The organism is Pseudomonas sp. TH07 (genome assembly GCF_016651285.1).
In the GTDB taxonomy this organism is placed as follows: Bacteria; Pseudomonadota; Gammaproteobacteria; order Pseudomonadales; family Pseudomonadaceae; genus Aquipseudomonas.
The window spans coordinates 29,978-49,621 of sequence record NZ_JAEKED010000001.1 but is presented as its reverse complement, the minus strand read 5'-3'; the positions used below and the strand labels follow the sequence as shown (position 1 = coordinate 49,621).

Here is a 19,644-nt window from a genome sequence, read left to right as displayed (position 1 = left end):
ACACGTCAGGCCCCCCGCATCGTCGTAGCGAGGTCGGGCCGATGAACGATCCACTGGATAAAGCCACATCCAAGGCTCCCGCCACCTTGGGCGAGGGTTGTCTGAGCCGCTACGACCCTGACGATATGGGGCCGCAGGACGGCACCGAGTTTCCCGGAGCCGCCGAGTTGTGGGAACAACTGCAGCAAGATCAAGACCCCGAAGCCGAGGCACCGACCAAGCCTGCCTGATAGGCGAACAGCGCCTTGGGATACAGCGACAAGACCCTATTGCCGGCCCGCCCGTTTTCAGAAAACAGGCGCGCCGGCTTTTTAATGGGCGTTTGCCAGCGAGAGCCTAGGCCCTCGCCGGCAATAGGTCAGATGCGGAAGGTGCCTACCAGGTGCTTCAGGCGTGCGGCCTGCTGCTCCAGATCAGAGCAGGCGCGCAGGGTCGACTGCAGGTTTTCCACGCCTTCCTGATTGAGGGTGTTGATCTCGGTAATGTCCATGTTGATCGACTCCACCACCGAGGTCTGCTCCTCGGTGGCGGTGGCGACCGACTGGTTCATGCCGTCGATCTCGCCAATCCGCTGGGTCACGCTGTTCAGGCGTTCGCCAGCCAGGTTGGCGATCTCCACGCTGTCCTGGCTGTGGCGCTGGCTTTCACTCATGGTACCGACCGACTCGCGGGCGCCCACTTGCAGCTCCTCGATCATGGTTTGCACCTGTTGCGCCGACTCCTGAGTGCGGTGCGCCAGGTTGCGAACCTCATCGGCCACCACCGCAAAGCCTCGACCTGCTTCCCCGGCGCGTGCCGCTTCAATGGCAGCGTTAAGCGCCAGCAGGTTGGTTTGCTGGGAAATGCTGGTGATGACTTCGAGGATCTGCCCGATGTTTACGGTCTTGCTGTTGAGTGTCTCGATGTTGGTGCTGGAAGCGCTGATCATCTTCGACAGCTGATTCATCGCCTGGATGCTGCGATCCACCACTTGCTGACCGTCTTCGGCCAGGTTGCGTGCGTCGCTGGCCTGTTGCGAGGCTTGAGCGGCATTGCGTGCGATTTCCTGGGCGGCGGCACCCAGTTCATTGATGGCCGCGGCGACGCTATTGGTGCGGCTGGCCTGCTCATCGGAGTTGAGCATCGACGAGTTGGAAGCGCTGACCACGCGCAGGGCCACTTCGTTGACATGCTCGGTGGCCGAGGACACTTCGCGGATCGAACCATGGATGCGTTCGACAAAGCGATTGAAGGCGTTGCCCAGGATGCCGAATTCGTCCTGGTTCTGGATAGTCAGGCGCCGGGTCAGGTCGCCTTCGCCGTCGGCGATGTCTTGCATGGCGCGGGTCATGACATGCAGCGGTTGCATCAGGACCCGGATCAGCATGCCCAGCAGGAAAATGGTAATGGCCACGGCGATCACGGTGGCGATCAGGGCTGAGGTACGGAATTCACTGAGCATGGCGTAGGCCTTGTCCTTATCAACGGACAGACCGATGTACCAGTTGACCGAGGAAAGGCCCTTGATCTGGGTGAAGGTGACAATTCGGGTTTTGCCATCAGCGGTGATTTCGCTGAGTTCAGTGCTGATGCGAGGGGTGTCCTGGGGGTAGATGTCCTTGAGGTTCTTCATCACCAGGTTTTTGTCGGGGTGCACCAGGACCTTGCCGTCGGCGCTGACCAGGAACGCATAGCCCATCCCGTCAAAATCCAGGGCATTGATGCTGTCTGCAATCACCTGCAGGCTCAGGTCGCCGCCGACCACACCGATGCGCTGGCCGCCCTTGAGCACGCTGTCGACGATGGAAATCACCAACTGCCCGGACGCCAGGTCGATGTAGGGCTCGGTCAGGGCCGAGCCGCTGGTGCTTTCGGCGCTCTTGTACCAGGGGCGGGCACGCGGGTCATAACCGTCGGGCATCTTGCTGTCGGGACGGATAATAAAGCTGCCATCGTTGTTGCCCAGGTAAGCGCCCATGAAGGTCGAGGTCACGGCCTTTTGTTCGAGCAGCAGGCTGACGTTGGTCTTGTCCGAGTTGAGCGCCACCGATTGCGAGAGGTTTTCGATCAGCAGCGCACGGCCGGCAAGCCAGGTCTGGATGTTTTTGGCGGTGACGTCGCCCATCTCCTGAAGGTAGTTATCCAGGTCCCTGCGGATGGCATTGCGTTGCAGGTAATCGTTGTAGAGCGTGAATAGCGCGAAGGCAGCTATGACGATCAGGGAGGCGGCAAGCAGGATTTTATGGCTGAAGCGCAGGTTTTTGTTCATGGCTCGAGGGTCCGCTAAGGTCTTGTGATCCGGGCGTGCTCATATAAAAGCGCGCAAAATAGACGGAGTTGAAAGTAAGCTGATACTTCCATCCCTCCCTAGGGAACTATCCGACATTAATTTCAGATGTGTCTGGTATCTCGTTTATTCATATCGACCGTGTACGGCTAAAGATTAACCAGGGGTGACAAAATGCCTGACTCATCGCAACTCGTTATCGGCGCCGATCTTTCCGGGCAGCCGATCGCCCAGGCCATGCGTCTGGCCAACCGTCACGGTTTGGTGGCTGGTGCCACCGGGACGGGCAAGACCGTAACCCTGCAACGCCTTGCGGAAGCCTTCAGCGATGCCGGGGTTGCCGTGTTCGCTGCCGATATCAAAGGCGATCTGTGTGGCTTGGGAGCTGCCGGCAATCCGCAGGGGAAGGTGGCCGAACGAATCGCCGGGATGCCTTGGCTGAACCATAAGCCCCAGGCTTATCCGGTGACGCTGTGGGATATCCACGGGCAATCCGGTCATCCATTGCGCACCACCTTGAGTGAAATGGGCCCGCTGCTGCTGGGAAGCCTGCTGGAGCTGACCGACAGCCAGCAATCGGCACTCTATGCGGCCTTCAAGGTCGCGGACCGTGAAGGGTTGTTGCTGCTGGACCTGAAAGACCTCAAGGCGCTGCTCAATCACCTGCGGGAAAACCCGCAGGTACTGGGTGACGATGCGCCGTTGATGACCACCGGCTCCAGCCAGGCCCTGTTGCGGCGCCTGGCAACCCTTGAGCAGCAAGGGGCCGAAGCGCTGTTTGGCGAGCCGGCCTTGCAACTTGAAGACATTCTGCAGCCGGCCAGCGACGGCCGCGGGCGCATTCACCTGCTCGACGCCAGCCGCCTGGTGCACGAGGCGCCCAAGGTCTACGCGACGTTTCTGTTGTGGCTGCTGGCTGAATTGTTCGAACAGTTGCCGGAGCGCGGTGATGGTGAAAAACCGCTGCTGGCGCTGTTTTTCGATGAGGCGCACCTGCTGTTCGCGGGGACGCCCAAGGCGCTGCAGGATCGACTGGAACAGGTGGTGCGGCTGATTCGCTCCAAAGGCGTGGGGGTGTACTTCGTCACGCAATCGCCAGGGGATTTGCCCGACAGCGTGCTGGCGCAGTTGGGGTTGCGGATTCAGCATGGCTTGCGCGCGTTCACCGCCAAGGAACAGAAATCCCTGCGCGCGGTGGCCGAGGGCTTTCGGCCCAACCCGGCGTTCGATGCGTTGTCAGTGCTGACCGAGCTGGGCATCGGCGAGGCCCTGGTGGGCACCTTGCAGGACAAAGGCACGCCGGCCATGGTCGAGCGCGTGCTGGTCGCGCCTCCGCAATCACGCATCGGGCCGCTGACTGAAGCCGAGCGGGCGGCCTTGATTGCCGGTTCGCCATTGCTTGGGCGCTACGACAAACCCATTGATCGCGAGTCGGCGTATGAAGTGCTGATGGGGCGCAAGGACCTTGCGCCAAAGGCCGACACGGCACCGGACAAACCGGTTGCGCAAGAGCCGAGTCTTACCGATCGGGCTGGGGAGTTTCTCGGCACTGCGGCCGGCCAGGCGCTGAAATCAGCCATGCGCCAGGCCGCCAACCAGTTGGGACGGCAATTGGTGCGTGGCTTGATGGGCTCGTTGCTGGGGGGCAGCAAGCGTCGCTGATCCGACGCCGGCGGCTCAGGTTCGCGGTTTGGCGTGACTGGCCAGGCGTTCCAGGGCGGCGCGCAGGTTGGGGTCGCTGATGCCATTGGCCGTTGCCTGGATGGTTTCGGCGGCGTTGCTCGAGAGGTCCATGGTGTGGCCCGCAGCGCCTTGCGGAACGGTGGGCGGCTGCACCTTGAACAGGACCCGCGTCAGGCTGGCGAACTCGTTGAACTCCACCAACTGGCGTTGCAGTCGCTTCTGTTGATAGCGCAGGCGGGTCGCCCAGTGGCCGTCGGTGACAATCAACAGCAAGCTGCCTTCGCGCCACGAGGCGACATGGCAATGCTCGCGCGCTGCCGGCTGCAATTGGCTTTCCACCAGGCGTTGCAGATGGGCCAGGCGCTGGGCATGGCCGAATATGGCTTTGAGAGGCTTGGCTTCGCGAAGGAGAACGGCGGGGGCTCTGGCCGTGTGTGGGCGAAATGCCATGATCAGAAACCTGAAGTTACAGAGCGGCCATGGTAGCAGAAAGCGTCCTGGTCGCTGCGCTCATCTCTGTCGGCTGGGGATTGTCCATTAAATCAATGGGTAACTTCGTACTTGTCTGGGTTGAAAGTCGGCGAAAAGGCCTTATTGTAAGTGAGCCCCGTCATAGCGCTGTACTAGCATCGTGGAATAACGCCACTTTCCTCGCCATCGTTTCCGGGTAGAATACTCGTTCGCATGCGGCCATAAGGGCTGCTCGGGCGACTCACGGGGCCGCCCTCCATCCCTATGTGTGGAAGATCCTGCCGATATGTTTGCGCCTTTGTTAAAGAAACTTTTTGGAAGCAAGAACGAGCGTGAAGTCAAACGCATGCTCAAGACGGTACAGATCGTCAATGCCTTCGAAGAGCAAATGGTAGCCCTTTCGGACGATCAATTGCGTGCCAAGACCGAAGAGTTCAAGGCCCGCGTAGCCAAAGGTGAAACCCTCGACAAACTGCTTCCTGAAGCCTTCGCGGTCGCCCGTGAAGCCGGTAAGCGGGTCATGGGTATGCGCCACTTCGACGTACAGTTGATCGGCGGCATGACCTTGCATGAAGGCAAGATCGCCGAGATGCGCACCGGTGAAGGCAAGACCCTGGTAGCAACCCTGGGCGTCTACCTCAACGCGTTGTCCGGCAAGGGCGTACACGTGGTGACGGTGAACGACTACCTGGCCCGCCGTGACGCCAACTGGATGCGTCCGCTCTATGAATTCCTCGGCCTGAGCGTTGGCGTGGTCACGCCTTTCCAGCCGCCGGAAGAGAAGCGCGCAGCCTATGCCGCCGACATCACCTACGGCACCAACAACGAATTCGGTTTCGACTACCTGCGCGACAACATGGCTTTCAGCATGGAAGACAAGTTCCAGCGCGAGCTCAATTTTGCCGTTATCGACGAAGTCGACTCGATCCTGATCGACGAAGCCCGTACCCCCCTGATCATTTCCGGTCAGGCCGAAGACAGCTCCAAGCTTTATATCGAGATCAACAAGTTGATCCCGCAGCTGGAGTTGCATGTCGAAGAAGTGGAAGGCGAAGTCACCAAGGCGGGTCACTACACCATCGACGAGAAGACCCGCCAGGTCGAACTCAACGAAGCCGGTCACCAGTTCATCGAAGAGATGCTGACCCGTGTCGGCCTGCTGGCTGAAGGCGAAAGCCTGTACTCGGCGCACAACCTGGGCCTGCTGACCCACGTCTATGCCGGCCTGCGTGCGCACAAGCTGTTCCATCGCAACATCGAATACATCGTGCAAGACGGTCAGGTGGTCCTGGTCGACGAACACACCGGTCGTACCATGCCGGGTCGTCGTCTCTCCGAAGGCCTGCACCAGGCCATCGAAGCCAAGGAAAACCTGAACATCCAGGCCGAAAGCCAGACCCTGGCCTCGACCACGTTCCAGAACTACTTCCGTCTGTACAACAAACTGTCCGGCATGACCGGTACGGCCGACACCGAAGCGTTCGAATTCCACCAGATCTACGGTCTGTCGGTAATGGTCATTCCGCCGAACAAGCCGCTGGCGCGTAAAGACTACAACGACCTGGTGTTCCTTACCGCCGAAGAGAAGTACGCGGCGATCGTGGCGGACATCAAGGAGTGCATGATCTCTGGGCGTCCGGTACTGGTCGGTACGGCGACCATCGAGACTTCCGAGCACATGTCCAACCTGCTCAACCAGGAAGGCATCGAGCACAAGGTCCTGAACGCCAAGTTCCACGAAAAAGAAGCTGAAATCATCGCCCAGGCCGGTCGCCCAGGCGCCCTGACCATCGCCACCAACATGGCCGGTCGTGGTACCGACATCCTGTTGGGCGGTAACTGGGAAGTGGAAGTCGCCTCCCTGGAAAACCCGACCCCTGAGCAGATCGCCCAGATCAAGGCCGATTGGCAGAAGCGCCATCAGCAAGTACTCGAGTCGGGTGGCCTGCAGGTAATCGCCTCCGAGCGTCACGAATCGCGCCGTATCGACAACCAGTTGCGTGGTCGTGCCGGTCGCCAGGGTGATGCTGGTTCCAGCCGTTTCTACCTGTCTCTGGAAGACAGCCTGATGCGCATCTTCGCCTCCGACCGGGTGAAGAACTTCATGAAAGCCCTCGGCATGCAGCCTGGCGAAGCGATCGAGCACCGCATGGTGACCAACGCGATCGAGAAGGCGCAGCGCAAGGTAGAAGGCCGCAACTTCGATATTCGCAAGCAACTGCTGGAGTTCGACGACGTCAACAACGAGCAGCGTAAAGTGATCTATCACATGCGCAACACGTTGCTGGCCGCGGACAACATCGGCGAGACCATTTCCGACTTCCGCCAGGACGTGCTCAGCGCCACCGTCAGCGCCCACATTCCACCACAGTCGCTGCCTGAACAGTGGGACGTGGCGGGTCTGGAAACCGAAATTGAAAGCGGTTTCGGGGTGAAACTGCCGATCCAGCAATGGCTCGACGAAGACGATCACCTGTACGAAGAAACCCTGCGCGAGAAGCTCCTGAACGAGTTGGTCGCGGCGTACAACGAGAAAGAAGACCAGGCTGGCGCAGAAGCCCTGCGCAGCTTCGAGAAGCAGATCGTTCTGCGCGTCCTGGACGACCTGTGGAAAGACCACCTGTCGACCATGGATCACCTGCGTCACGGTATCCACCTGCGTGGCTACGCACAGAAGAACCCGAAGCAGGAATACAAGCGCGAGTCCTTTACCCTGTTCTCCGAGCTGCTGGATTCCATCAAGCGCGACTCGATCCGTGTGTTGTCGCACGTTCAGGTCCGCCGCGAAGATCCGGTCGAAGAGGAAGTCCGCCTGCGCCAGGAAGCCGAGGCACTGGCTGCGCGCATGCAGTTCGAGCATCCTGAAGCGCCTGGCCTGGATCAGCCCGAAGCCCTGGAAGAGGGCGTCGATGTCGATGTAGCCCTGGCCTCGGCCCCGGTTCGCAATGATCAGAAGCTGGGCCGCAACGAACTGTGCTACTGCGGTTCGGGCAAGAAGTACAAACACTGTCACGGCCAGATCAACTAAGATTTCCGCCGGACACTGAAATACCCGCGCCGCGACCGGCATCAGCCGTCGCGGCGTTTTTCCATTTGAAACACTGTCTTTCGCGACGACGGTGCTGACATCACATTAAAGAGGAGCGCATTCATGGCTGTTGGTCTTGGTCCTTTGCCAACGTTGCACCCGGTTGCCGGTTTTGAGCTTGGCATCGCTTCGGCTGGCATCAAGCGCCCGGGGCGCAAGGATGTAGTGGTCATGCGCTGTGCCGAAGGCTCCACGGTTGCAGGCGTGTTCACCCTGAATGCCTTTTGCGCGGCGCCGGTGATTCTGGCCAAGCAGCGGGTTCAGGGCCCAGTGCGCTATCTGCTGACCAACACCGGCAATGCCAACGCAGGTACGGGTGAGCCGGGCCTGGCCGCGGCCACCCGCACCTGCGCCAAGCTCGCCGAGTTGACCGGTGTCGATGCCAGCGCCGTGCTGCCTTACTCCACCGGGGTAATCGGCGAGCCGCTGCCCGTGGAGAAGATCGAAGGCGCGCTGCAGGCCGCCCTCGACGATCTGTCGGTCGATAACTGGGCCGCCGCCGCGACCGGGATCATGACCACCGACACCCTGCCCAAGGGCGCCAGTCGCCAGTTCCAGCATGAGGGTGTGACTGTCACGGTGACCGGCATCAGCAAGGGCGCCGGTATGATTCGGCCGAACATGGCGACCATGCTTGGCTACATTGCCACCGACGCCAAGGTTTCCCGCGACGTGCTGCAGAACCTGCTGCTGGACGGTGCCAACAAGTCGTTCAACCGCATCACCATCGATGGCGATACCTCGACCAACGACTGCTGCATGCTGATCGCCACCGGCCAGGCCAACCTGCCGCAAATCGACCAGGCCAGCGGCCCGCTGTTCGCCGCGCTGAAGCAGGCGGTGTTCGAGGTGTGCATGGAGGTGGCACAGGCCATCGTGCGCGACGGCGAAGGCGCGACCAAGTTCGTCACCGTAGAAGTCAATGGCGGTGGTAACCATCAGGAATGCCTGGACGTCGGCTACACCGTCGCCCACTCGCCGCTGATCAAGACCGCGCTGTTCGCTTCCGACCCGAACTGGGGGCGGATCCTGGCCGCTGTCGGTCGCGCCGGTGTGCCGGATCTGGACGTGAGCAAGATCGATGTGTTTCTGGGTGAGGTGTGCATCGCCAGCCGCGGTGCGCGTGCCGCCAGCTACACCGAAGCCCAGGGCGCTGCGGTCATGCAGCAGGAAGAAATCACCATTCGTATCGAGCTGGGTCGTGGCCAGTGCAGCGAAACCATCTGGACCACCGACCTGTCCCACAAGTACGTGAAGATTAACGCCGAATACCGTACCTGAGGCCGGTGCCCGCGCCGACAGGCTGTTTCTGGCTTCCATGGGCCAGGGGCGGCTTGCCGGCGCTGGCAAGCCCGCTGTCCCTCGCATCACACAAGGTGTCAGACCATGAGCTTCCACCTGATCATCGGCGACAAACCCTATTCTTCCTGGTCCTTGCGCGGGGCTTTGGCGCTGGAGCTGGCCGCCGTCCCCTACAGCGAAGAGCTGATCAAACTCAACCAGCCCGACACCCGCGAGCGCCTGCTCAGGCATTCGGCGACCGGCAAGGTGCCTTTGCTGAAGACCGAGCACGGCACGATTGCCGACTCGTTGGCGATTGCCGAGTACCTGGCTGAACGCTTTCCCGAGGCCCGTCTATGGCCGCTTGATACTGCCGCTCGTGCCCAGGCGCGTTCGGCGTGTGCGCAGATGCACAGCGGCTTCTTCGGCCTGCGGGGCAACTTGCCTTTCGACCTGGCACGTGACGCGCCACTGTCGCCAATGCCCCCGGAGGCCCAGGCGGATATCGAGCGGATGCTGGCGTTATGGGCCGAGTGCCGTGCCACGGCAACCGAGCCCGGGCCGTTCCTGTTTGGCCCTGCGACTCTCGCGGATGCGTTTTTTGCACCGGTCGCCGTGCGCCTGCGGACCTATCAGGTGCCATTGCCGGCGGTTGATGCGGCCTATGTCGAGGCAATCTATCAATGGCCAGCCTTCAAGGTCTGGCAGCAAGCCGGTTTAGAGGAAATAGTGCGGTGAAACGAGTACATGTGGCCGCGGCCGTTATCCGCGATGTCAGCGGCAAGATCCTGATTGCCCGGCGTGCCGACACCCAGCATCAGGGCGGCCTGTGGGAATTCCCGGGCGGCAAGGTCGAGGCCGGTGAAGCGGTGGAGGTGGCGCTGGCCCGCGAGCTGCTAGAAGAACTGGGGATTGTGGTGCAGGCGGCGCGACCCCTGATCAAGGTGCAGCACGATTATCCGGACAAGCAGGTGCTGCTGGATGTGTGGGAAGTATCGGCGTTCAGCGGTGAAGCCCATGGTGCGGAAGGGCAACCTCTGGCCTGGGTCAGCTCGCGAGAACTGGCGAACTACGAGTTTCCGGCAGCCAACCAGCCGATCGTGGCGGCCGCTCGCTTGCCTTCCGAGTACCTGATCACTCCTGAGGGCCTGGAAACCCCGGCGCTGCTGCGGGGCATGCAAAAGGCCATCGCCGGCGGCATCAAGTTGGTCCAGCTGCGTGCGCCCAACGGCTACGACCCGCAATACCGCGACCTGGCGGTGGATGCCGTCGGCCTGTGCGCGGGCAAGGCGCAGTTGATGCTCAAGGGGCCGTTCGAGTGGCTGGGGGATTTCCCTTCGGCAGGCTGGCACATCACCTCGGCACAACTGCGCAAGCACGCCAGCGCCGGGCGACCATTTCCCAAGGACCGCTGGCTGGCGGCCTCCTGCCACAATGCCGAGGAGTTGTCTCTGGCACAGCAGATGGATGTGGATTTCGTCACCTTGTCGCCCGTCCAGCCCACCCAGACTCATCCCGATGCCCAGCCGCTGGGGTGGGAGCAGGCCAGTCAGTTGATCAGCGGTTTCAACAAGCCGGTGTACCTGCTGGGCGGGGTCGGACCGGCCGAGTGCCAGCAGGCATGGGCCGCCGGAGCCCAGGGCGTGGCCGGGATTCGTGCCTTCTGGCCGGATTGAAACGCGCCCGTTGCCCGTCAGCCGCCCTCGATAGAATCATTCCGGGGGCGGTTGGCCGATCACGCGGAGGGTTTTTCCGCCGCCTGCCACAGGATTTCAGCGATGCCCTGGCGCTTGGCGATCAGGCGCGCAGCGACAAACAGTAAGTCCGACAGGCGATTGATATACGCCAGGCCAACGCCTTCCAGGGGCTCCAGCGCATTCAGCTGTTGGCAGCGACGCTCGGCAGTACGCGCCAGGCTGCGGCAGACATGGGCCTGGGCTATCAACGCCGAGCCGCCGGGCAGAATGAAGTTCTCCAGGGGGCCAAGTTCCTCGTTCCAGAGGTCGATGGCCGTTTCCAGGCGCTCGACTTCTGCCGTGTTCAGCGCCTGATACACCGGCATCGCCAGCTCCCCACCCAAATCGAACAGCCGGTGCTGACACGGCGTGAGTACTTCGATGACCTGCTTCAAGCCAGGGTGCTCGACACTGTGTTCGGCCAATCCGGACAGCAGCAGGCCCAATTGGCTGTTGAGGGTGTCGACTTCGCCGATGGCTTCGACCCGGGGATGATCCTTGGGCACCCGGCGGCCATCGCCAAGCCCGGTCTCGCCTTTGTCGCCGGTGCGGGTGTAAATCTTCGACAGGCGAAAGCCCATGCTTATCTCTCCAGTTCCAGTTGTCCGGGGTTGGGCAGTTGGGCGCCGGCCAGTGGCAGGCGCAGCGTGAAGCAAGTGCCCTGGCCCTGGGTCGAGTGCACTTCCATCTGCCCCTTGTGGTTGTTGGTGATGATGAAGTACGAAACCGACAGCCCAAGGCCGGTGCCTTGGCCGATTTCCTTGGTGGTGAAGAAGGGCTCGAACGTGCGTTTGCGCACGTTTTCGCTCATGCCGATGCCGTTGTCCTCGACCTGGATTTCCGCCCAGGGCGGGTTCAGGCGCGTGCGCAGGATAATCCGCCCCGGCTCACTGTCGTCTTCACGCAGGTGAATGGCCTGGGCGGCGTTTTTCAGCAGATTGAGCAGGACCTGTTCCAATTCGTTGGCGGTGCCGGGCACCGGGCCCAGTTGCGGGTCGAACTGGCGGACGATGGCCTGGCCCTTGAAGTCGAAACCTATGGTCAGGTCGAAGTCGTTGCCGGCGATTTCCACTGCCTGATCGATCAGCGCCGGCAGGTCGCAGGGAGCCATCTGCCGGTTGCTGCGACGGCTGAAGCTGAGCATGTGGGTGACGATTTTCGCTGCCCGAGCCCCGGCCTGCTGGATGCCGTCGAGCAGTTGCGGCACTTCACGGCTTTGCAGGTAGCGGTTGACGGTGTCCAGTTCGATGCCGACCTGCTCGGCGTGTTCCAGGTTTTTCGGCAGTTCGGGGGACAGGCGGCGACGGATGTTCTGCACGTTGTGCAGGATCGCGCCCAACGGGTTATTGATTTCATGGGCCATGCCGGCGGCCAGCCCACCGACCGAGAGCATTTTTTCCGACTGCACCATCATTTCTTCCAGTGACAGGCGCTGAGTGATGTCATCGATGCGGATCACCACCCCACGCCCGGCACCGCCCATCAAGGGGTAAAAGGTCAGGGCGTAGTGCTTGGCCTCGTCGTCCTTGAACCAGGTGACCCGTTCGACCTTGGTCACGGTGTGCTGCTCCACGGTTTCCTTGAGTTGTGGCAGGAACGGCTTGAGTGGCTCGAAGGCGAGGAAGATCGGCTGGTTCAGCGCCTCGTCCAGGCGTGTGCCGGAAAGGGCGCTGGCTTCCTGGTTCCACTGGGTGACGTAAAGCTGTTCGTCGAGGGCGATCAGGGCCGAGGGCATGGAGTCGATGATGCTGTTCAGGTAGTTCTGGAAGCCGGTGAGCTTCTTCTCGATCTTGCTCCGTACCTGGACTTCCAGCTCCAGCTTGCGATTGGTGTGGCGAGTTTCTTCCGCCAGCCCCTGGGCCTGGTCATAGGCTGCCTGGGAGTCATCGCGAGCGCGCTTGAGCTGCTGCTCGCGGGCTTCGATGCGCGACAGCATGGTGTTGAAGGCTTCAGCCAGGCTGCCGATTTCATCGTGGTTGCCGCGCCCGGCCCGCAGGGCGTAGTTTTCCTCGCGGGTGACCTGTCGCGACAGCTCTTCAAGCTGATGAATCGGCTGGGTGATCAGGCGCTTGATCTGTCGGGCAATGACCAGCCACAACAGCACACTGAAGATCAGGATCCCCAGGCTGGCGGTAAGGGTGCCGGTGTAGAAGGCCATCGGCAGTTCGCTGCTGGCCACCAGCAGCAAGTGCCCGGGAGCCTGGCCGGGGCGGGGCAGGGTAATCACCTGGTTGCTGCGAAATTCGGTGAGTTGCCAGGCTTCTATATGGCGATAGCGTTCTGGCAGCTTGAGCCGCTCGCCGTGTTGCAACTGCGCCAGGCGCGCGCCTTTGCCGTCGTAGACCGCTGCGGCCCGTAACGGCGAATAGCTGTTGAGTTCGTTGAGCAGGCGTTCGGCGCTTTGTGGCGAATCCAGCGCCTCGGTGGCGAGTGTCGGGTTGGAGATGAGGCGGCCGATGGTCTGCAAGGCCTGGGGTGCCATGCTTTCCTGGGAGATCCAGTAGGCGGCGCTGATAAACGTGAGGTTGGCGACCAGCAGGACCGTGGTCAGCAGGACAAGCAGGGCTGCCAGCAGCTTTTGGCCGACCGGCAGGTTTTCAAGGCGCTGGCGCAATGGCATCAGGGAACGTCGCTAAGGATGAGCAAGTGGGCAGCGTAGCCGCTGCTCAGTCGCTGGGCAATCCGCGCTGTTGCAGGAGTTCGATCAGGCGTTGCTGCAATTGGAAAAGGTGGGGCAGGTTCAACTGATGCCTGGTTGCCACCTTGCAGGCGTACCCCAGCAGGTAGCTGATTTCGGTGCGGCGCTGGCTGGCCACGTCTTGATGCATCGACGAGTAATTGGCGGCGGTGGCCTGGATCACCCGTTCGACTTCCTGTTGCAGGTCCTGGGCGGCGGCGGGCTGTCCACAACATTCCAGCAGTTCGCCGAGTTCGGCGCAGAGGGTGGCGACTTCGCATTGGTGTTGTTGCAGGCCACCATTGCGACAATCGTGGAGCACCGTCAGCGGGTTGATCGCGCAATTGAGGGCCAGCTTGCGCCACAGCCGGGTCAGGATATCGGCGCTCCATTCGTGGGGAATGCCGCTGTGGGTCAGGTCATCCAGCCAGGGCGGAGCGACCGGGTGGCCGACGTCCCCCAGCCAAGTGTAGCCATGGCCGGCAAACACCACTCGCCAGTCACCGTCGCGAAAGGCGCCTTCGGTGCTCGAGGCAAAAATGCACCGCGCCTGCGGGACCTGGGCTGCCACCGCGTCCTGGCTGCCCAGGCCGTTCTGCAGCAGGATCAGTTCAGCGTCGGCACTCAGGCGTGGCGCCAGGTGAGCGACAGCCTGCGCGGCGTCGTATGCCTTGCACGCCACCAGCAACCGTTTGATAGGTGTCGACGCATCCAGGGTTTCAGCCGCGATTGCCTGGATGCAGGCCTGGCCGTGTTCCACCAGGGTCAGCCCGCCGGCCGCCTGGTAGGCCAGCAGGCGCGCCTGGTCCCGCAGGATCAGCCTGACCGGCAAGCCGGCCCGGGCCAGTCGCGTAGCCCACAAGGTGCCGAGGCTGCCGGCGCCGAGTACATGCCAGGTGGTGCTCATCAGCTTTCTGCTCTGTTTGGCGAACACATGAGTGGCTCGCGGTGAAGGAGGGAAAAGACCCGTTATAATGAGCGCGGATTTTAACCGCAAGCCAGGCGCGCTCCATTTTTATCGAGCTGCGCCCCTTTTTTATTGGAGAGACTACATGCCGTCGTTTGACGTGGTATCCGAACTGGACAAACACGAACTCACTAACGCAGTGGAAAACGCCGTCAAGGAACTGGACCGTCGTTATGACTTGAAGGGCAAGGGCAGCTTCGAGTTCAAGGAAAAGGACCTGACCGTCAACCTCACCGCCGAAGCCGACTTCCAGCTGGAAGCGATGATCGAGATCCTCAAGCTGGCGCTGGTCAAACGCAAAATCGACGTGCAGTGCCTTGAAGTCAAGGATGCCTATGCATCGGGCAAATTGATGAAGCAGGACGCGGTCCTCAAGGAAGGTATCGATAAAGAGCTGGCGAAGAAGATCGTCGCTCATATCAAGGATGCGAAATTGAAGGTTCAGGCTGCAATCCAGGGCGAGCAGGTGCGGGTCACCGGCAAGAAGCGCGACGATCTGCAGGAAGCCATCGCAGCCCTGCGTGCCAAAGAGTTCGGCATGCCGCTGCAATTCAACAACTTCCGCGACTGATCGGCTGCTTCGGGAACCTCCAGGCCTTATTGGCGTCCGAGGCCGGAGCAAGGGCAGAAACGATTGAGCGTGTGGGCTTGGTTGTTCTGCCACTCAGTCATGCAAGCCGGAACCCCGGAAATCTGGAGATATAGATGGATTTGAACGCTGAAGTGGACAATCTGGTCAAGGCTTCCCAAGCCTGGATCCCGATGATCATGGAGTACGGCAGCCGCGTGTTGCTGGCAGTCATTACCTTGGCGGTCGGCTGGTGGCTGATCAACAAGTTGACCCACAAAGTCGGCAAATTGCTGGCACTGCGCAATGCCGACCTGGCGTTGCAGGGGTTTATCAGCAGCCTGGCGAATATCATCCTCAAGGTTCTGCTGATTGTCAGCGTGGCCTCGATGATTGGTGTCGAAACCACGTCCTTCGTGGCGGCGATCGGTGCCGCAGGCCTGGCCATCGGCCTGGCGTTGCAGGGCAGCCTGGCCAACTTTGCAGGTGGCGTGCTGATTTTGCTGTTCCGTCCTTTCCGTATCGGCGACTGGATCGAAGCCCAGGGCATCAGCGGTACGGTCGACAGCATCCAGATCTTCCATACCGTGCTGCGTACCGGTGATAACAAGACGGTCATCGTGCCTAACGGTAATCTGTCCAACGGCATCATCACCAACTACAACCGTCAACCGACCCGCAAAGTGGTGTTTGATGTCGGGGTGGATTACGACGCCGACTTGCAGAAGGCCCGTGAGGTGTTGCTGGAGCTGGCCAAGGACGAACGAGTCATGGCCGACCCGGCACCGGTGGCTGTGGTTTCTACCCTGGGTGATAGCGCTATTACCTTGTCGTTGCGGGTATGGGTGAAGACTGCGGACTATTGGGATGTGATGTTCCGCTTTAACGAGTTGTCCCGTGATCGATTGCGGGCGGCCGGGATCGATATCCCGTTTCCACAACGAGTCATTCGAGTCGTTCAGGAAGCTGCACCGCAATAAGACAGTTTTATTACTTGTCTGATCAGTCAAGTATCTGCAATAAATTCAAGGGGCGCTACGCCCCTTGATTGTTTCTGGCGTACTGCAATCAAGGTTAATAACTTTTGGGCTAAGTTTGCGTCGCAACTTTAGCTGCCGTACCAGCCATAACTTTGTTAGCTGCCTATTTAGTAGTTTGGTTGTTTGTTATGCGTCAGGCATAAAAAACCGCCCACCTGAATCAGGTGGGCGGTTTTTTGTTTAGAGCAGGGCTCTAGCGCTATCGAATAGCCGCTGAATTACAAGATGCTCAGCGGGTACTCGACGATCAGGCGCAGGTCGTTCAGGTTGTCGTAGTTGGTGCCGCGATAATCGGCGTTGCTACCACGGTAAATTGCGTTACGCAGACGGAACGAGAGGTCCTTGGCCGGGCCTTCTTGAAGCACGTACTTGGCTTCCAGATCCCACTCGTGCTCTTTGCCATCGCTGGAGTCGGCGACAGTGACGTTGCTACCACGGGTGTAGCGAGTCATGAAGCTCAGGCCAGGAACACCGAACGACGCCATGTTGATGTCGTAGCGAGCCTGCCAGGATTTCTCGTCTTCACCCACGAAGTCGGAGATCTGCACCGAGTTGGCTACGTACACAGTACCGCCGCCGTCAACACCGTAGTTGTAGCCGGTCTTGCCGCTGGACTGCTGGTAGGCCACGGTGAATTTGTGAGCTTCGATGCTGTAGGCAGCTGCAAGGCTCCAGACTTTGTTGTCCAGATCGCCGCCCAGCTTCTTGCCGTCGTCTTTGCTGCGGTAGGCGTTGAGGTCGAAGTTCAGCGATTGTTTTTCGCTCAGTGGCAACGTGTAGTTCACGTTGATGTACTGCTTCTTCCAGTAGTCTTCAACGTCGGACGCATGGACCGCGAAGATGAAGTTCTCAAGGCCGGAGTAGGTAGCGCCTGCGATGTTGGCTACGGTCAGACCTGGCTTGTAGGTACCGTCAACGGTGTTGCGGCCGTTGATGCTGTCACGAGCCATGCCGGTCTGGCCGCTCATGGCGGTGAAGCGACCTGCGGTCAGCTCCAGGCCTTTGATTTCGTTGCTGGTCAGCAAGGTACCAGTCGCGATTTCAGGCAACAGACGGCCGTCATCGGTGGTGAATACCGGGCTGGATACAACCTGGTTGCCGTACTTGAGTACAGTGTTCGACAAACGCAGTTTGACGGCTGCTGCAGCTTTGGATTGGGTGTTCTCTGGTTCGCCGGCACCGTTGGTACCGAACAGACCGTTACCTGCACGGCCTGCGCCGCCATCAAGCTTGACGCTGCCCATTGCCATTGCGTCCACGCCGACACCTACGGTGCCTTGAGTGAAGCCGGACTGATAGTTGAGCAATTCGCTGATGCCAGTGTCCTGGCGATAGCCGCTGATGCCGTCATCGCTGGTGGTATTGGTACCGTTAGCGCGACGATCGTTGCCTACGCCGCTTTTGAAATCGCGGTTCATGTACATCATGCGAGTTTTCGCAGTCAGGGTGCTGTCTTCGATGAAGCCCTTGGCTTCGTCCTGAGAAGACGCGATTGCGAACTGCGAGGTGCCTGCTGAAACAGCCAGGGCGATCATGCTCCACTTCATCACGCGCATCGTGATTTGCTCCTTTGGTTTTTAGAAGAGTACTGCCGTCCCACCTGATTTATTATCTGGGCGGCTCTTTCTTTTTGTGTCGGCGCAAACTTATATCACGCTGACAATGTTGGCGATACTTGCGTATCTATCCTTTCGGCTTCTTTACGAGCCTGTCGCAAATTGCTCGATCCATGTCGCAATTTCGTAGTCCAACTGTATTCGGACTGACAACTAAAGCGTCGTTTTTGAAAGCCGTATTGACGTAAGAAAGACCCTCGTCGTGGGCAATCAAAACAGCATGGGGCGACCCTGCCACTATTATTATTGGCCTATAAGCGGTTCTCTTTCGCAGAGCCTCTTTTAGACGATGTGGGGGTGAATGCAACAAGCGTGCTCAAATCAGCAAAAGCTCGGATTTTTTTTTAACCTTCGGCCCGGGCCTGTAAAAACCTCATAAAACCTGCGTTTTAAGGTCCTTTGGTTCGGGCTTGACGCCGCTTCTTGGGTTGTGTTGCTCCCTGTGAAAAAATCGCGAGACCATCAAAAACGTTACCGGTTCACCCCGTTTGTGAGTAAACGGCGGATGCGTGACGCACTAAGAGTAGACGCACTGTGCGGTTTTGGTGCAAAAGTTCATGACTGCTGTGCCGAATTCATACAGTTGTGCCATTGCGGACGCTGCCATGGCCGAGCGGGCGCGGTGCCCGATCGAGATCACGCCTAACGGTCGGCGCTTTGATGGTGCGTTGGCACTGAAAATGTTCCGCCGTGGGGCGATGGACTTTTCTTTTGCAGGGTGTGTAGCGCAGCGTGCAGTTCAGGGCGGATGGCGATGAACCCGAAGGCATTCGCGGGTATGCTGCATCCTTTCGCCAGGCAGGCTGCCAGCCTTGTCGGGCACCAAGCTTAAATTTGATGAACTGAGCGGGAGTGCGCGCGGTGTTCGCTTTAGATCCACGGCTTCAACAAGACACATTGCCTATCGGCGACTTCCCGTTGTGCCGGTTGCTGTTGTCCAACGACTCGAATTATCCCTGGTTCATTCTGGTTCCACGTCGCGCCGACATCAGCGAGTTGTTTCAATTAGATGATGCTGATCAACAACAACTGTGGCGCGAAACCACGGCGTTCGCCGAGTTGCTCAAAGACTCGTTCGATGCCGACAAGTTGAATGTGGCCGCCCTGGGTAATGTAGTCAGCCAACTGCATATGCACGTTATTGTGCGGCGACGTGACGATGCTGCCTGGCCAGCCCCGGTATGGGGCAAGCACCCGGCGCGGCCTTACACGGCCGAGCAGGTGGCAACTATTCGTGAGCGTTTGCGCCTGGTGCTGGCCGATGACTTCACGTTCCTGGAGGCCTGACTCATGAGCCTTGAAGAGCGGGTAATGGAGTTGGAAAGCCGATTGGCGTTTCAGGATGACACCATCCAGACCCTGAACGATGTGTTGGTGGCGCAACAGCGCGTGGTCGAGCGCCTGCAATTGCAGATGGCAGCCTTGCTCAAGCGCCAGGCGGAAATGGCCGGTCAATTCGAAACGTTCGAGGAGGAGGCCCCGCCGCCGCATTACTGATTCAAGGTAGTGTATTGGCCGGGCAATAAAAAACCGCGTTGCAGCGAGGCTGCAACGCGGTTTTTTTTTCGGCTGAGTCAGCGACGCGGCAGAGCGGCGATCACATCTTCGGCTTGCAGGCCTTTATCACGGTTCATCACCGAAAACTCCACGCGCTGGCCTTCGACCAGGACGCGATGGCCTTCTCCGCGAATAGCGCGAAAGTGCACGAAAATATCATCCCCGGAATCGCGGGAAATAAAACCGAAGCCCTTGGACGTGTTGAACCATTTGACGGTGCCCGTATCGCGATTGGTCATGTCATAGGTTTGGGAGGAGGCAGCAGCCGGTGACGACTTGTAGAAGCTGACCGCCAGGTGCAGAACTACGGCAATCACCGCCGTCAGCAGGCTGAACAGGACGGCAGGTTGGCCGCCGATGACCGGCATTGGAGCGAGCAGGGTGAGTGTCTGCAGGACCACGGCCAGAACCAGCAGCGCGCTGACCAGGTTTTGCAGTTGGTGACGTGGACCTCTGTTCCAGTAAGGGATAACCGGAGCCAGAGTGAGGTTGAGCAGGCCGAAAAAGGCCAGGTATACAGCATCAGGTTGTTGCAGGTAGGGAATGGCCTCAGACCGAAGGCTGGGGATAAAGGACAGCAGCAGAGCCGCAGCGCCCGTTAGCAGGTGGACGATTTTCAACATTTTAATTAACTCACGTTAAGACGGATCGCAAGGAAGAGCTGATGACGCACGGTTCGCTTCTGAACAATGGG

The 19,644-nt window shown here is 60.0% G+C and carries 17 protein-coding genes and 1 pseudogene; 10 read left to right on the top strand and 8 right to left on the bottom strand.

All coding sequences use genetic code 11. From position 1 onward, the window contains the following. Positions 1-41 precede the first annotated feature (41 nt). Positions 42-230: a hypothetical protein gene (locus JFU57_RS00240; protein ID WP_201127557.1), complete on the top strand. Its 189-nt coding sequence runs from the start codon at positions 42-44 to the stop codon at positions 228-230. 128 nt (positions 231-358) lie between these two features. Here JFU57_RS00240 and JFU57_RS33545 read toward each other — a convergent pair whose 3' ends face one another. Continuing rightward, positions 359-1,123: a methyl-accepting chemotaxis protein gene (locus tag JFU57_RS33545; RefSeq protein WP_371106527.1), complete on the bottom strand. Its 765-nt coding sequence runs from the start codon at positions 1,121-1,123 to the stop codon at positions 359-361. A 93-nt stretch (positions 1,124-1,216) separates the two neighbouring features. Beyond that, positions 1,217-2,248: pseudogene (locus tag JFU57_RS33540) on the bottom strand (HAMP domain-containing protein); the annotation flags it as partial. Between the two features lie 192 nt (positions 2,249-2,440). Between JFU57_RS33540 and JFU57_RS00230 the strand changes: the two are divergent. After that, positions 2,441-3,928 (top strand): helicase HerA-like domain-containing protein, encoded by a 1,488-nt coding sequence (locus tag JFU57_RS00230; RefSeq protein ID WP_201127555.1) that lies wholly within the window; start codon positions 2,441-2,443, stop codon positions 3,926-3,928. 15 nt (positions 3,929-3,943) lie between these two features. On the opposite strand, the gene JFU57_RS00225 is transcribed toward JFU57_RS00230, so the two are convergent. Next, on the bottom strand, positions 3,944-4,399 hold the full coding sequence (locus JFU57_RS00225; protein ID WP_201127553.1) for a DUF721 domain-containing protein: 456 nt from the start codon (positions 4,397-4,399) through the stop codon (positions 3,944-3,946). Positions 4,400-4,706: 307 nt separating this feature from the next. On the opposite strand from JFU57_RS00225, the gene secA reads away from it, so the two are divergent. The 4 genes from secA (at position 4,707) to JFU57_RS00205 (ending at position 10,465) form a co-directional block, all read left to right on the top strand. Further along, complete coding sequence (gene secA, locus JFU57_RS00220; RefSeq protein ID WP_078471866.1) at positions 4,707-7,448, top strand: preprotein translocase subunit SecA; 2,742 nt, start codon at positions 4,707-4,709, stop codon at positions 7,446-7,448. A gap of 123 nt (positions 7,449-7,571) precedes the next feature. After that, positions 7,572-8,789, top strand: coding sequence for a bifunctional glutamate N-acetyltransferase/amino-acid acetyltransferase ArgJ (argJ, locus tag JFU57_RS00215; RefSeq protein ID WP_201127551.1), 1,218 nt, complete (start codon positions 7,572-7,574; stop codon positions 8,787-8,789). Between the two features lie 105 nt (positions 8,790-8,894). Beyond that, on the top strand, positions 8,895-9,527 hold the full coding sequence (locus JFU57_RS00210) for a glutathione S-transferase family protein (protein ID WP_201127549.1): 633 nt from the start codon (positions 8,895-8,897) through the stop codon (positions 9,525-9,527). Then, on the top strand, positions 9,524-10,465 hold the full coding sequence (locus tag JFU57_RS00205; RefSeq protein ID WP_201127548.1) for a Nudix family hydrolase: 942 nt from the start codon (positions 9,524-9,526) through the stop codon (positions 10,463-10,465). The genes JFU57_RS00210 and JFU57_RS00205 overlap by 4 nt, the downstream gene beginning before the upstream one ends. Before the next feature lie 59 nt (positions 10,466-10,524). On the opposite strand, the gene JFU57_RS00200 is transcribed toward JFU57_RS00205, so the two are convergent. The 3 genes from JFU57_RS00200 to JFU57_RS00190 are packed head-to-tail and all read right to left on the bottom strand — an operon-like array spanning position 10,525 to position 14,109. Next, positions 10,525-11,106 (bottom strand): cob(I)yrinic acid a,c-diamide adenosyltransferase, encoded by a 582-nt coding sequence (locus JFU57_RS00200; RefSeq protein ID WP_201127546.1) that lies wholly within the window; start codon positions 11,104-11,106, stop codon positions 10,525-10,527. Between the two features lie 2 nt (positions 11,107-11,108). Then, positions 11,109-13,145, bottom strand: coding sequence for a sensor histidine kinase (locus JFU57_RS00195; protein ID WP_078471861.1), 2,037 nt, complete (start codon positions 13,143-13,145; stop codon positions 11,109-11,111). Between the two features lie 46 nt (positions 13,146-13,191). Then, a complete protein-coding gene (locus tag JFU57_RS00190) occupies positions 13,192-14,109 on the bottom strand; it encodes a putative 2-dehydropantoate 2-reductase (RefSeq protein WP_201127544.1) in 918 nt (305 codons plus the stop codon). Positions 14,110-14,254: 145 nt separating this feature from the next. Between JFU57_RS00190 and JFU57_RS00185 the strand changes: the two genes are divergently transcribed. Then, positions 14,255-14,740: a YajQ family cyclic di-GMP-binding protein gene (locus tag JFU57_RS00185; protein WP_020297250.1), complete on the top strand. Its 486-nt coding sequence runs from the start codon at positions 14,255-14,257 to the stop codon at positions 14,738-14,740. A gap of 134 nt (positions 14,741-14,874) precedes the next feature. Next, positions 14,875-15,717 carry a mechanosensitive ion channel family protein gene (locus JFU57_RS00180; protein WP_201127542.1) on the top strand — a complete coding sequence of 281 codons (843 nt, stop codon included), beginning with the start codon at positions 14,875-14,877 and terminating at the stop codon, positions 15,715-15,717. A gap of 278 nt (positions 15,718-15,995) precedes the next feature. Here JFU57_RS00180 and JFU57_RS00175 read toward each other — a convergent pair whose 3' ends face one another. Continuing rightward, positions 15,996-17,333: an OprD family porin gene (locus tag JFU57_RS00175; RefSeq protein WP_201127541.1), complete on the bottom strand. Its 1,338-nt coding sequence runs from the start codon at positions 17,331-17,333 to the stop codon at positions 15,996-15,998. A gap of 921 nt (positions 17,334-18,254) precedes the next feature. Between JFU57_RS00175 and JFU57_RS00170 the strand changes: the two genes are divergently transcribed. Further along, positions 18,255-18,680 (top strand): HIT domain-containing protein, encoded by a 426-nt coding sequence (locus JFU57_RS00170; protein WP_201127539.1) that lies wholly within the window; start codon positions 18,255-18,257, stop codon positions 18,678-18,680. A gap of 3 nt (positions 18,681-18,683) precedes the next feature. Further along, positions 18,684-18,890, top strand: a complete 207-nt coding sequence (locus JFU57_RS00165; RefSeq protein ID WP_201127537.1) for a SlyX family protein — start codon at positions 18,684-18,686, stop codon at positions 18,888-18,890. Between the two features lie 77 nt (positions 18,891-18,967). On the opposite strand, the gene JFU57_RS33395 is transcribed toward JFU57_RS00165, so the two are convergent. Then, entirely contained in the window at positions 18,968-19,573 is a 606-nt protein-coding gene (locus JFU57_RS33395) for a cold-shock protein (RefSeq protein ID WP_020297255.1), read from the bottom strand. Positions 19,574-19,644: the final 71 nt, after the last annotated feature.